The organism is Citrobacter sp. CK206 (assembly GCF_030333125.1).
GTDB classification, from domain to species: domain Bacteria; phylum Pseudomonadota; class Gammaproteobacteria; order Enterobacterales; family Enterobacteriaceae; genus Citrobacter_B; species Citrobacter_B koseri.
Genome location: NZ_JAOWGM010000028.1, coordinates 182271 through 195858, shown reverse-complemented (window position 1 = coordinate 195858; position 13588 = coordinate 182271). Strand labels below are relative to the sequence as shown.

Annotated in this window: 11 protein-coding genes; 5 read left to right on the top strand and 6 right to left on the bottom strand. The window is 54.8% G+C overall.

All coding sequences use genetic code 11. From position 1 onward, the window contains the following. Nucleotides 1–268 precede the first annotated feature (268 nt). The gene (locus OGX81_RS13505) at nt 269–1858 is read left to right on the top strand and encodes an STY4199 family HEPN domain-containing protein (protein WP_104868064.1); all 1590 of its coding nucleotides are present in this window, start codon (nt 269–271) and stop codon (nt 1856–1858) included. A gap of 5 nt (nt 1859–1863) precedes the next feature. Here OGX81_RS13505 and OGX81_RS13500 read toward each other — a convergent pair whose 3' ends face one another. Continuing rightward, the gene (locus tag OGX81_RS13500) at nt 1864–3513 is read right to left on the bottom strand and encodes an alpha,alpha-trehalase (protein WP_012135642.1); all 1650 of its coding nucleotides are present in this window, start codon (nt 3511–3513) and stop codon (nt 1864–1866) included. 427 nt (nt 3514–3940) lie between these two features. On the opposite strand from OGX81_RS13500, the gene OGX81_RS13495 reads away from it, so the two are divergent. After that, entirely contained in the window at nt 3941–5335 is a 1395-nt protein-coding gene (locus tag OGX81_RS13495) for a cytochrome-c peroxidase (RefSeq protein WP_071259278.1), read from the top strand. Nucleotides 5336–5489: 154 nt separating this feature from the next. Here OGX81_RS13495 and gorA read toward each other — a convergent pair whose 3' ends face one another. Together gorA and OGX81_RS13485 are read right to left on the bottom strand one after the other, a co-directional pair. Next, a complete protein-coding gene (gene gorA / locus OGX81_RS13490) occupies nt 5490–6842 on the bottom strand; it encodes a glutathione-disulfide reductase (RefSeq protein ID WP_047460436.1) in 1353 nt (450 codons plus the stop codon). A 104-nt stretch (nt 6843–6946) separates the two neighbouring features. Next, the gene (locus OGX81_RS13485) at nt 6947–7789 is read right to left on the bottom strand and encodes a 23S rRNA (adenine(2030)-N(6))-methyltransferase RlmJ (protein ID WP_012135639.1); all 843 of its coding nucleotides are present in this window, start codon (nt 7787–7789) and stop codon (nt 6947–6949) included. A 206-nt stretch (nt 7790–7995) separates the two neighbouring features. Between OGX81_RS13485 and prlC the strand changes: the two genes are divergently transcribed. Continuing rightward, nucleotides 7996–10038 carry an oligopeptidase A gene (gene prlC, locus OGX81_RS13480; protein ID WP_104868065.1) on the top strand — a complete coding sequence of 681 codons (2043 nt, stop codon included), beginning with the start codon at nt 7996–7998 and terminating at the stop codon, nt 10036–10038. A gap of 8 nt (nt 10039–10046) precedes the next feature. Continuing rightward, nucleotides 10047–10805, top strand: a complete 759-nt coding sequence (gene rsmJ / locus OGX81_RS13475) for a 16S rRNA (guanine(1516)-N(2))-methyltransferase RsmJ (RefSeq protein ID WP_047460446.1) — start codon at nt 10047–10049, stop codon at nt 10803–10805. Between the two features lie 73 nt (nt 10806–10878). On the opposite strand, the gene OGX81_RS13470 is transcribed toward rsmJ, so the two are convergent. Further along, complete coding sequence (locus tag OGX81_RS13470; protein WP_012135635.1) at nt 10879–12081, bottom strand: NAD(P)/FAD-dependent oxidoreductase; 1203 nt, start codon at nt 12079–12081, stop codon at nt 10879–10881. A 233-nt stretch (nt 12082–12314) separates the two neighbouring features. Between OGX81_RS13470 and OGX81_RS13465 the strand changes: the two genes are divergently transcribed. Further along, the gene (locus OGX81_RS13465; protein WP_012135633.1) at nt 12315–12818 is read left to right on the top strand and encodes an RrF2 family transcriptional regulator; all 504 of its coding nucleotides are present in this window, start codon (nt 12315–12317) and stop codon (nt 12816–12818) included. 65 nt (nt 12819–12883) lie between these two features. Here OGX81_RS13465 and nadS read toward each other — a convergent pair whose 3' ends face one another. Beyond that, nucleotides 12884–13171 carry a NadS family protein gene (gene nadS, locus OGX81_RS13460; protein ID WP_058668245.1) on the bottom strand — a complete coding sequence of 96 codons (288 nt, stop codon included), beginning with the start codon at nt 13169–13171 and terminating at the stop codon, nt 12884–12886. Further along, complete coding sequence (locus OGX81_RS13455; protein WP_308385090.1) at nt 13168–13509, bottom strand: type II toxin-antitoxin system RelE/ParE family toxin; 342 nt, start codon at nt 13507–13509, stop codon at nt 13168–13170. The genes nadS and OGX81_RS13455 overlap by 4 nt, the downstream gene beginning before the upstream one ends. Nucleotides 13510–13588 lie beyond the last annotated feature (79 nt).

The following is a 13588-nucleotide window of genomic DNA, read 5'->3' as shown; positions in this document are numbered from 1 at the left end:
ATTAAGCGGGTGGTTTACACCCGCAACATTAATTTAGATTAAGGATAAACTTATTTCAGGAACGCTGTTTTATTCCTGACGTTAATTTTAATATTCCGCGATGACTGTTCATCAACTTCTCTTTATTTCCCTCGCCGCCCACAATAAATTTCTCAACCTTTGCGTTGTAGTCACTGTAATGCCAAAAAAATCTGTTATATCTATCAAAACAGATAATTAAAATAATATTAAAAGCCTTCTTTATGGAGGGGCTTTTTTAGGGACGATCATGACGAATAACGCTTCGCAGGCGATGCATTCGCCTTTTGAACACTGTCTGGGCATCATCCGTCAGGCGTCAGTGGAGATCCTGCTGCTGCTGGGCGTACATGTTGCGGAAGGAAAAGAACCGCGCTGGTTTATGGAACAACTGGATCAAGCCCGCCTTAATTTAGGCGGCTGGAGCGTGGTGGCAAAAAAATTACATATAAACGATGCGCAACTGAGCCAGTTTATGCTGCATTTGCGACATCTCCAGCAGTATGTTCCGCAATATGACAGCGGGAAGGATGTCAGTGAAAACCAACTGCTTGCCGCCCTGCGTTTTGTGGCGTCGCTGGAACAACTGCGCCAGCGGCAGCCGCTTCTCACTTATCAGACTGATATTGATGCAGGCAATCAGGACGCGCAAATACAGGCCCGGCGTCAGCTGCGGGCGATTGAACTCACGCTGAAAGCGCTTATTTCGCAGGTGTGGCCGGATCGTCATCAGTTGAATAGTTACCTGAAGCTGCATTTTGGCGCCGATCGTCTGCGACGCTGGTTAAAACTCAGCGAAGGACAGGATGCGCTCAGCGCGATGCTGTTCAGCGAGCTGGCATTGATGGTGGTCGATAAAAAGTCGTTTGCCCGTCACTATTCCGCATTTTTCAAAGACGCGTCTGCGCTGACGCTGTTTGTTGAGCCGCGTACGACCCTGCGTATGTTCCTTGAGGATTGCCGTCAGGCGCGTAACGGCATCATCGCCGGGCAGCCGCTCAGTTCCGTACAGTTGTCGCTACTGGATTGTCAGTTCCGCCAGATCACCCGCTCGGTACAGCGGGCGTTTAATGAAAAACGCACTCGCATAAACCCGGCTTCGTTTATGGCGTCCGATGAGGGCGTGGTGGAGAAATTCTGGGAGGAGGCGCGAGAAAAAGACGCGCTGGCGGGGGGAGATAACCAGGAAATTGGCGAGAGTATTGAACCGCCTCACAAGCGACAGCAGCGGACGGCTGAAGAGCGTGAGCAGCTGATTTCCGGGGTGTTGTGGGGCGGGGTTGGCGCAATGGTGCTGGCGATTCTGGTGGGGGCGTTTTGGTTGTTCAGCTCGCCGCCTCCCTCTGCTGCGCCCGTACAACGCGACGAGGTCATGCAGGATGACGCCCGGCTTGAGGCGCCCTCCGCGCGGGAAACCATGAGCCGCATGGGGATCACCTGGGACCCGTTTAATATGCGCTCGGCGATCGACCGTAATGATACGCGCGTTACGGCGTTGTTCTTACAGGGCGGGATGAACTGGCAGCTGGCCTGGACCGAACAGGCGTTTTCGACGGGCAACGCCGATGTGCTGCAACTGCTGCTGCGCTACCCTTCGCTGATGGATGAGGTAAAACCCTGCCGACGCTTCCTGACGTCGCTGAGCCACGCCATGCTGAACGGAGCGTCGCTGACGTCGCTGCATAAAAAGTATCTGCAAAGTTTTTGTACCGTTCCGGCGGTGGTGATGCGCCAGCAGCATGATATGGAGCAGGCCCGGCTGCGTGTTCAGGCCGAGCCCAGCGTGGAAAACAAAAAATGGTTAAAGATTCAGACCGCCATTTATAACGTGATTCGGTAACGCCGCTATGGTTCGCCGTATAAACCAATCAAACGGCGAACCACGCCATTGGTCCAGCCAAACCCATCCTGCAACGGATATTCCCCGCCGCCCCCTTCACGCGGCGTGCCGCAGGCAATATGGTACTTTTCGATCAGTTTATGGTGCTGCTGGTAAAAAATATTGACGGTTTTTAACCAGTTGCGGGCAATTTCATCCCCCAGCATATCGTCGCCGTACAGCTTGAAGCCCTGGATTGCCATCCACTGTAGTGGCGCCCAGCCGTTAGGCTTATCCCATTGCTCGCCGGTTTCATACTCTGTCGCCATGATCCCGCCAGGCGTCAGCAGACGGCTGCGAACGGCGTTAGCGAGGCGGTCTGCCTGCTCGTGAGTCGCCATGCCGACATACAGCGGCACGATACTGGCGGCGGAAAAGAGCGCCATTTGCTCGCGCCGCCAGTCGTAATCCCGATAGCAGCCATTCTCGTCATCCCACAGATAGCGGTTTACGGCGGCGCGGCGATCGCTGGCCTTCTGGCGAAATGCCGCTTCGGTTTCACGGTCGCCTTTCAGGGCGGAAATGTTGGCAATCGCGCTCTCCAGTTTGTAGAGGAAAGCGTTCAGGTCAATGGGGATGAACTGGGTTGTGCGGATGCTGGCCAGTCGGCTTGCATCGCGCAGCCAGCGTGATGAGTAATCCCAACCGGAGGCCGCGCCAGCACGGAGATCCCGGTATACTTCATTGGCCGGGCGACCCGAATGTTTGGCGGTTTCCACATCCTCCAGCCACGATTCGTCGCGGGGGGTGTCGCGATCGTCCCAGTAGCGGTTGAGCAGGGAACCGTCCGGCATTCTGATGACATGGCGATAGGCCTGGTTGAGCACCAGAGATTCCGCGCCGTCCATCCAGAAGGCGTACTCCATTTTCAGATGATCCAGATAGCGCCGCGCCCCGCGCACGCCATCCTCTTCGAACAGTTCGACCATCAGCGCAAAGACCGGTGGCTGAGAGCGGCTCAAATAATATGTGCGGTTTCCGTTGGGGATGTGGCCGTAATTCTCAATCATCCACGCGAAGTTGTCTGCCATACATTTCAGCAGGTCTTCCCGGCCGCTTTCCGCCAGGCCCAGCATGGTGAAATAGGAGTCCCAGTAGTAGGTTTCGCTAAAACGTCCGCCCGGCACGATATAGGATTGCGGCAGCGCCAGCAGCGAGGACCAGGGAATGTGATCCTGCGGCTCACGCGTCAGCACCGGCCAGAGCTGATCAATATGCTCTTTCAGTGAATTTTCCGGGTTGGAGACATATTCGCTGGACCAGGTTTCCGGTAGCCAGAAGTGATTTTCAACAAAGCGCAGCAGGTCAAAGTCGCGGTGTCGTCTGACTTTACGGTAGCGGATCAGAATATCCAGCGGGTCCATTTTCGGCGCGCAGTCGGGGAAAGTTTTACTGTCGGCAAAAAGCCGGGATGATTGCACATGCTCGAACAGCTCAAGATAGCGATCGGCTGGGGTAAGGGCGTCGGAGGCGGGTAGCCCCTCAATCATCTCAGGTTCCGGTTCTGCCTCGATCATTTCATCCAGCTTTAACTCGCACGGGTCCGTTTCATAAAGCAGATCGATTTCGATCGTTAATTCGTCGGATGGGGCGGGGTGTAATTTCTGGTTGAGCATAATGAGAAGGACCTCCGGATTGCGTCGTAAATGATACGGGTGTTGCCCGGCTGTCTATTAAGCGTAGACATTCGCTTCGGTATATGAGGTGCAAACTGTGCGATAGATCACGCTTTGTTAATACGTGAAAAAGAGTCTTTAAATATAGATTACTGATAATAATATAAAAAATATGGAATAGCCGTAACAGGAAGATTTTCACTTTCAGAACATTCGATTGCAACGAGTTATGAATACCGACGCCGAAAGACCCTGCTTATAATAGGGAAAAGCTATCTTATCGATAGTTTATCCCCATGTAATTGCTTGATACTTATCAAAAACCCTTCGCCTGTATTTCCTATGATGGCTATGTCTAATAAAGACATACGCCTGATTTATGTTCATCTTCTGGGCCATAATATCTCACTATAGTGAGGGTAAAATAATGAAAATCATTACCCGTCTTACCGCGATAGCCATAGCAGGCATTGCGATTTGTTATTTAGGATTATCTGGTTACGTCTGGTATCACGATAATCAACGTAGTAAAGAAGCTGATGTGCAAGCCTCAACGCTGGAAGACAATAATAAAATCCTGGGTTTTTTACGGGAAAAGGGATGCGATTATTGTCATACCCCCTCTGCTGAACTGCCTTTTTATTCCTCTTTTCCCGTTGCTAAGCAGTTGATGAATTATGATATTCAACTAGGCTATAAATCTTTCAACCTTGAAGCAGTACGCGCCGCGTTGGTCGCGGATAAACCCGTCACGCAAAGCGATCTGAATAAGATTGAATGGGTGATGCAGTACGAAACAATGCCGCCAACGCGCTATACCGCGCTGCACTGGGCCGGTAAGGTCAGTGATACGGAGCGGGAGGAGATTCTCGGCTGGATCGCTAAACAGCGCGAGCGTTACTACGCCAGCGCGGATACGGCGGCGGCGCATCGTAATGAGCCGGTTCAGCCTGTCCCCGAAAAACTGCCGGTTGACGATCAAAAAGTCGCACTGGGTTTTACCCTCTACCACGATGCCCGTTTATCGGGTGACAGCACCATCTCCTGCGCGCATTGCCATGCGCTGAACGCGGGCGGTGTGGACGGCAGGAAAACCTCCATCGGCGTGGGCGGCGCGGTAGGGCCAATCAACGCGCCAACGGTGTTCAACTCGATCTTTAACGTTGAGCAATTCTGGGATGGTCGCGCGCCGACGTTGCAGGCGCAGGCTGGTGGGCCGCCGTTAAACCCGATTGAAATGGCCTCTAAATCCTGGGATGAAATCATTGGGAAACTCGATAAAGATCCGGTGCTAAAACAGCAGTTCACGGCGATATATCCGCAGGGCTTCAGCGGAGAAACGATTACGGATGCCATTGCCGAGTTTGAGAAGACGCTGATTACGCCAAATTCGCCTTTCGATAAGTGGTTACGAGGGGATGAAAATGCGCTGACGGCGCAGCAGAAACATGGCTATGAGCTGTTCAAAGAGAATAAATGCGCGACCTGTCACGGCGGTATTATTCTCGGTGGGCGTTCCTTCGAGCCGTTGGGTCTGAAGAAAGACTTTAATTTCGGCGAAATTACCGCTGCGGACATTGGACGTATGAACGTCACCAATGAAGTTCGCGATAAATTGCGTCAGAAAGTGCCCGGATTACGTAACGTTGCGCTGACCGCGCCGTATTTCCACCGGGGGGATGTGCCAACCCTCGACGGAGCGGTGAAACTGATGTTGCGTTATCAGGTGGGGAAAGAGATTCCGCAGAAAGATATTGATGATATCGTCGCATTCCTGGAAAGCCTGAACGGGGTGTATACGCCGTATATGCAAGGAAAATAAAAGAATGCCGGATGACGGCTGAGGTTTTATCGGGCCTACGAAAACCGCACGCGTAGGCCCGATAAGCATAGCGCCATCGGGCATGGCGCCAGATGGCGACGTAAACGCCTATCCGGCCGACAGGATCGTCACACCATCCGGCGCTTATCGACGATTAACGCATTGTCACGAACTCTTCCGCCGCCGTTGGGTGAATCGCCACGGTGTTGTCGAAGTCTTTCTTGGTGGCGCCCATTTTCAGCGCGACCGCGAAGCCCTGCAACATTTCATCCATCCCGAAGCCGATGCCGTGAATACCGACAATCTTCTCGTCTTCGCCAACGCACACCAGCTTCATGCGGCAGGGCTGACGGTGAGACGTCACCGCAGTGTACATGGCTGTGAACGATGATTTGTACACTTTCACCTGGTCGTCGCCGTACTGTTCGCGCGCCTGTGGTTCGGTCAGGCCCACGGTGCCAATCGGCGGGTGGCTAAAGACCACGGTCGGAATATTGCTGTAGTCCAGATGCTCGTTCGGCTTGTTGTTGAACAAACGTTCGGAGAGACGACGACCCGCGGCCACGGCGACTGGCGTCAGCTCAACCGCACCGGTGTTATCGCCCACCGCATAAATACCTTCCACGCTGGTATTCTGGAATTTATCGACGACGATGTACCCTTTTTCGTTGGTTTTCACGCCAGTGGCGGCAAGGTTAACGTTGTCGGTTGCCGGTTCGCGGCCAATCGCCCAAATCAGGCAATCCACCGTTTCGCTGCGACCGTCTTCCAGTTGCAGGGTCAGGCTGCCGTCGGCGTTTTTCACCACCGCTTTCGGGATCGCGTGGGTGTGAAGCGTCGGGCCTTCCGTGTTCATCACTTCAACCAGCGTTTCGGTGATCATCGGGTCAAAGCTGCGCAGCGGCGCGTGTTTACGCACGAACAGGTGCGTTTGGGCGCCCAGGCCGTTAATCACGCCAGCCAGTTCTACGGCGATGTAACCCGCGCCGACCACCGCAACGCGCTCCGGCAGCGCAGGTAGCGCAAAGAAACCGTCGGAGTCGATACCGTATTCCGTACCCGGAATGGACGGATGGCTCGGGCGACCGCCGGTGGCGATCAGAATGTGATCGGCAGTGATCGTTTCCCCATTCACTTCAAGGGTTCTGGCATCCACGAAGCGGGCGAAGCCTTTGATCACATCCACGTTATTTTTACCCAGCACGTTGTCGTACGAGGTGTGAATACGGTCGATATAGGCCGTGCGGCTGGCAATCAGCGTGTCCCAGTTGAACGCGTTGATGGTGGTGTCAAAGCCATAGTCCGGGCCGTACATATGGATCGCTTCGCGAATCTGCGCGGCATGCCACATCACTTTTTTAGGGACGCAACCGACGTTGACGCAGGTGCCGCCCAGCTCTTTGGCTTCAATCAACGCACATTTCTGACCGTACATAGCGGCACGGTTAATCGAGGCAATACCGCCGCTTCCGCCGCCGATCGCGATGTAATCATAGTGTTTGGTCATGACCGCTCCTTCATGTTCATTGTAGGGCGAATGAGCGCAATGCCATTCGCCAAAATATTCGCGATTGTATACCTGGAATTAAAAGGTTCCACCGATGGCTGTGATTACTCTGGCACGATCCAGCTGACGGAAGCGTGCCCGGTGCCCGCTGGAACCAGCTTGCTGTGCAGCCACGGCAGCACGTTGTTCATCTGCTGTTCCAGCTTCCACGGCGGGTTAATGACGATCATGCCAGAGGCGGTCATGCCACGCTGGTCGCTGTCCGGGCGAACTGCCAGCTCAATTTGCAGGATTTTGCGGATTCCAGTGTCTTCCAGGTCGTGAATCATGCGTTTAATTTGCTGGCGTAACACCACCGGATACCACAGCGCATAGGTGCCGGTGGCAAAGCGCTTATACCCTTCGCTGATGCCGCTGACGACCGCCTGATAATCGGTTTTCATTTCGTAAGGCGGGTCGATGAGGATCAGGCCGCGACGCGAAACCGGCGGCAGTTTGGACTTCAACTGCATATAGCCGTCGGCACGCTCCACGCGGGCGCGGCTGTCTTTTTGAAACTCAGAACGCAGTAGCGGAAAATCGCTTGAATGCAGCTCCGTCAGTTGCAGGCTGTCCTGCTCACGCAGCAGCTGGCGGGCGATGAGCGGGGAACCCGGGTAGTAACGCAGTTGCCCGTTACGGTTAAAGTGCTCTACCACGCCGATATAAGGCTCCAGCTCGGCCGGTAAATCGTCCTGCTGCCAGATGCGGGCGATCCCTTCCATATATTCACCGGTGCGTTCGGCGTGTTCGCCGCTCAGCTGATAACGGCCAGCGCCAGCGTGCGTGTCCAGATAAAGAAACGGTTTCTCTTTCTCTTTGAGCGACTCGATAATCAGGCTCTGAACAGTGTGTTTGAGGACGTCGGCGTGGTTGCCAGCGTGAAAGCTGTGGCGATAACTGAGCATGGGTAATTAAATTCCGCTGAAATAGACGATTTGTCACAGTTTACAGCAGAAAAGGGCAGATTACCCGTAGGCCGGTAAGCGCAGCGCTACCGGGTATTTTTCCGCTACGCTCGCCATTGAAATTCACTACACTTACCCCCATCTGAAACAAATATGCACAGCGCCGGATGCGCGCTTCATTCACCTCATTCAACAGGACAGCGCTTATGACCAATCCATTACTGACGCCTTTCTCGCTACCGCCGTTTTCCCAAATCCAGCCTGAGCATGTGGTGCCTGCCGTGACAAAGGCGCTGAATGACTGCCGTGAAAACGTGGAGCGGGTAGTGGCGCAGGGCGCGCCGTACACCTGGGAAAATCTCTGCCAGCCGCTGGCGGAAGTGGACGACGTGCTGGGGCGCATTTTCTCTCCGGTCAGCCACCTGAATTCCGTTAAAAACAGCCCGGAACTGCGCGAAGCCTATGAGCAGACGCTGCCGCTGCTGTCTGAATACAGCACCTGGGTTGGTCAGCACGAGGGTCTGTACAATGCGTACCGCGACCTGCGCGATGGCGACCATTACGCGACCCTGAACGTCGCGCAGAAAAAAGCGGTTGATAACGCGCTGCGTGATTTTGAGCTTTCCGGTATTGGTCTGCCGAAGGAAAAACAGCAGCGCTATGGTGAAATCGCCACTCGCCTGTCCGAGCTGGGTAATCAGTACAGCAACAACGTGCTCGACGCCACGATGGGCTGGACGAAGTTAGTGACTGACGACGCGGAACTGGCGGGCATGCCGGAAAGCGCTCTGGCCGCCGCGAAAGCGCAGGCGGAAGCGAAAGAACAGGAAGGCTGGCTGCTGACGCTGGATATTCCAAGCTATCTGCCGGTGATGACCTACTGCGACAACCCGGTATTGCGTGAAGAGATGTACCGCGCCTATGTGACGCGCGCCTCCGATCAGGGGCCGAACGCGGGTAAATGGGACAACAGCCCGGTGATGGAAGAGATCCTCGCGCTGCGTCATGAACTGGCGCAGTTGCTGGGTTTCGACAGCTATGCCTTTAAATCGCTCGCCACCAAAATGGCGGAAAACCCGCAGCAGGTGCTGGATTTCTTAACCGATCTGGCGAAACGCGCGCGTCCGCAGGGCGAGAAAGAGCTGGCGCAACTGCGCGCCTTCGCGAAAGCGACGTTCGGCGTCGATGAACTGCAACCGTGGGATATCGCGTACTACAGCGAGAAACAAAAGCAGCACCTTTACAGCATCAGCGATGAGCAACTGCGCCCGTACTTCCCGGAAAACAAAGCCGTGAACGGCCTGTTTGAAGTGGTACAACGCATTTACGGCATTACGGCCAGAGAGCGTAACGATGTGGATGTCTGGCATCCCGACGTGCGCTTCTTCGAGCTGTATGACGAAAACAACGAACTGCGTGGCAGTTTCTACCTCGATCTGTATGCGCGTGAGCACAAGCGTGGCGGGGCGTGGATGGATGACTGCGTCGGCCAGATGCGCAAAGCCGATGGCTCGCTGCAAAAACCGGTCGCCTACCTGACCTGTAACTTTAACCGTCCGGTTAACGGTAAACCGGCGCTGTTCACGCATGATGAAGTGATCACCCTGTTCCACGAGTTCGGCCACGGTCTGCACCACATGCTGACCCGCATCGAAACGGCGGGCGTTTCCGGCATCAGCGGCGTGCCGTGGGATGCGGTCGAACTGCCGAGCCAGTTTATGGAAAACTGGTGCTGGGAGCCGGACGCGCTGGCGTTTATCTCCGGTCACTACGAGACCGGCGAACCGCTGCCGAAGGAACTGCTGGATAAAATGCTGGCGGCGAAGAACTACCAGGCGGCGCTGTTTATTCTGCGTCAGCTGGAGTTTGGCCTGTTCGACTTTCGTCTGCATGCGGAATTTAACCCGGAACAAGGGGCGAAAATTCTGGAGACGCTTTCTGAGATCAAAAAACAGGTCGCCGTGGTGCCGGGGCCGTCATGGGGCCGCTTCCCGCACGCCTTCAGCCATATTTTCGCCGGGGGATATGCGGCAGGTTACTACAGCTATCTGTGGGCCGATGTACTGGCGGCGGATGCCTTCTCGCGCTTTGAGGAAGAAGGCATTTTCAACCGCGATACCGGGCAGTCGTTCCTCGACAACATCCTGACGCGCGGCGGTTCGGAAGAGCCGATGGAGCTGTTCAAGCGCTTCCGTGGTCGTGAACCGCAGCTGGACGCGATGCTGACGCACTACGGCATTAAAGGCTGATAGCGTACGTGAAGATCTGCTTAGTTGATGAAACAGGCGCCGGAGACGGCGCCTTATCTGTTCTTGCCGCCCGCTGGGGGTTAGAGCATGACGAAAACAACCCGATGGCGCTGGTGCTGACGACTGCGCATCTGGAGCTGCGTAAGCGCGATGAGCCGAAGCTTGGCGGCATCTTTGTCGATTTCGTCGGCGGGGCGATGGCTCATCGCCGCAAGTTCGGCGGCGGTCGCGGCGAAGCGGTCGCGAAAGCGGTCGGCATTAAAGGCGATTACCTGCCGGACGTGGTCGATGCGACGGCGGGACTGGGGCGCGATGCTTTTGTGCTGGCTTCCGTGGGGTGTCGAGTGCGCATGCTGGAGCGCAACCCGGTGGTCGCAGCGTTGCTGGATGACGGTCTGGCGCGCGGGTATGCCGACCCGGAAATCGGCCCGTGGTTGCAGGAACGCTTGCAGTTGATCCATGCCTCCAGCCTGACGGCGCTGACGGATATCACGCCGCGCCCGCAGGTGGTTTATCTCGATCCGATGTTCCCGCATAAGCAGAAAAGCGCATTGGTGAAAAAAGAGATGCGGGTGTTTCAGTCGCTGGTCGGGCCGGATCTTGATGCCGATGGTTTGCTGGCGCCAGCGCGCCAGCTGGCGACCAAACGGGTCGTGGTGAAGCGCCCGGATTACGCGCCACCGTTAGCGGATGTCGCCACGCCGAACGCGGTTGTCACCAAAGGCCACCGGTTTGATATTTATGCCGGTACGGCGTTGGTGGAGTAACGAGTTGCCCGATGGCGCTTCGCTTATCGGGCCTACGGTTCATGCAGGGTATGCCGCCATCCGGCAAGGCTGACTAAACAAACGGCGCCAGCGGATCGGCAATCTCAAACGCCACGGCTCTGTCGGCCTTCGGTGGATAGATCAGCTCGCTGACAATCGACAGCTTGAGTTTTTTCGCTTCCGCACGCGTCAGTTTTACCTGCTGATCCCAGCCTTCGGTGTAGACCGCGCCCCATGCGCCAAGATCCAGACAGGTGACATAGTTTTCCTGACGATACGGCAGAGGAGCGACCTCCAGCAGGTCAGCGGCCGCGTTATTCCCGGCAAACTTGCCCAGCAGAATCGCGTGCTGGCAGGTCATTAACGCATGGTTGCCTTTGTCATCGGTTGCGGCGTACGCCACATCGCCAGTGGCATAAATGTCATCGTGACCCACCACCTGAAGCTGAGCGTTCACATGTAAACGCCCCTGACGGTCGCGCGGAGCGTCAATCTGCCCGGTCAGATCGTTCGCCTGAACGCCGACGGTCCAGATGACGGTTTGCGACGCGATGGTTTGCCCGTCTTTCAGCGTGATGCCCGTTGCGTCTACGCTTTCCACTTCTGTATTCACCAGCCACTCCACGCCCAGTTCTGCCGACGCTTCGATAATCACGTTGCGCAGTTCTTCGCTGTAGCGAGCGCCAGGCTGCGGGCCGCGTTCAACTACGACTACTCTGGTCTTAGCATCAGCGCCGAGAATATCACGCAAACGGCCAGGCAACTCCAGCGCCATCTCGATCCCGGTAAAGCCGCCGCCGCAAACAACAACGGTATTGCGCGCGTCGCTTTCTTCTTTGTTCGCCAGATCCTTCAGGTGCTGCTCCAGTACGGCGGCGCTTTCCAGTTGATCCAGATCGAACGCATGCGCATCTGCGCCCGTTACGAGTGAACGGTTAACGTGGCTGCCGCTTGCCAGAATCAAACGGTCGTAGCGATGCAAGTGCGTTTTGCCAGAGGCATCCGCCCAGCTCACCTCTTTTGAGTCGGGAAGGATCTGCGCAACCGTCCCGCGCAGGAAGTTGACGCCGGTTTCGTCGAACAGCGGTTGCAGGGGAGCGACCAGCGTCTGGACGGCATTTTCATAAAAGCGAGGGCGTACGCGAAGTTCGGGTTGTGGGGCGATAACGGTGATATCAATTGTGTCATTCTGGTGTTTATCTGCCAGACGGGCGGCGCTCAGCGCGGCCCACATCCCGGAAAAACCTGCACCAACGATCAGAATTTGTTTACGCATTTAGGTTGCACTCAATGTTAACGATGAAGTTATTTACTCGGATTTTATTGGTCGTAGTTAATGAATGCAATGTCATTTGTGCGATCCGGTGGAAAATGATCCAGATCTGTTGGTTATCATTATGATAAATAATGAATTAAATTTTAATTCCTAATGTGCTGTGGTTCTCTGTCTGGCAAGCGCCTGTCGAAAAAGCTACAATAACTCAGAATTATTTTGGCTGAGATAAGAGCATGGCATTCTACAGTTCCGGGGTTGAGTACGGCATCCATAGCCTGATGTGTATGGTGGACAGCAAAGGCGACGCCCGCGATATGAGCGTTCGCGAAATTGCTGACCTGCAAAGCGTGCCCTACGACTATCTGGCCAAGATTTTTACCCGTCTGTCGAAAGCGGGCCTGGTGCGCAGCATCGAAGGCAAAGGCGGTGGTTTTCAGCTCGCCAGGCCTGCCGAACACATCACGGTGCTGGATGTGGTCAACGCCATTGACGGTGACAAGCGCATCTTTGAATGCCGTGAAATTCGCCAGCGTCTGGCTGTTTTTGATGAGCAACCTCCGGCGTGGGCCTGCGAAGGTATCTGCGGCGTGCGCTCGGTAATGGACATGGCGCAGCAGCGTATGGAAGAAGCGTTAGGGCAGCATACCATTCTCGATCTGGCGCGTAAGATGTACCGCAAAGCGCCAGAGACCTTTGTGGTTGAAGTGCAGGAATGGATTGACGCGCGTAAAGGGTAAATGCCCGAACGCAGGCCGGATGCGGCTATGTCCGATAGCGCTGTGCTTATCGGACTATGTTGCGATTAGACTGTTTTGAAAAGATTAACCATCTCTGGATTACGCTCTATCACCCGAAGAACCTTAAGATAAGTTCCGGTAGGGATACGCCTCTTCTGCTCCCAGGCCTGAATCAGGGAAGATGAGACGCCTATTGCCTGTGCAAACTCATTCTGCTTCATATTGGCTTTCTTCCTGATAGCTTTGACATCTGGAAGTTCATATCGGGTGATTCGGGCAGCAGGTTTGCGACCCTGGCTGATTTCAACGGCCTCGCTTGCAGATTCCATCAGATCTTTAAAGAAATCGTTCATAACGAGCCCTCTTTTAGTTGGTGAATGATGGATTTGAGGGCGTTTTTTTCTTCGCCGCTCAGACTATCCTTTTTGTTCTTAGGGTAAGCCATGAAAAGCCAGATACGCCCTTCGCTATTTTGAAAATAGTAAATACTACGAATCCCGCCGCTTTTGCCCTTACAGTGGCTTGCTGGAGCAAAACGAACTTTCCTGCAACCACCTGTACCCTGAATTAAATCACCTTCCAGCGGGTTTATAATGAGCATTTCCTGAAATGCGCGATATTCATCCTCGGTGAGCAGCGTTTCCCGCTGGCGGGCAAAGACAGAAGTCTCAATAAATTCAATGTAGTTCATGGTCATGTCCGTCCATGATGACCTGTTTGTTCAAATTATACTCTTACATCGTAAGAGTTAACAGATAAAAAAACCGCGA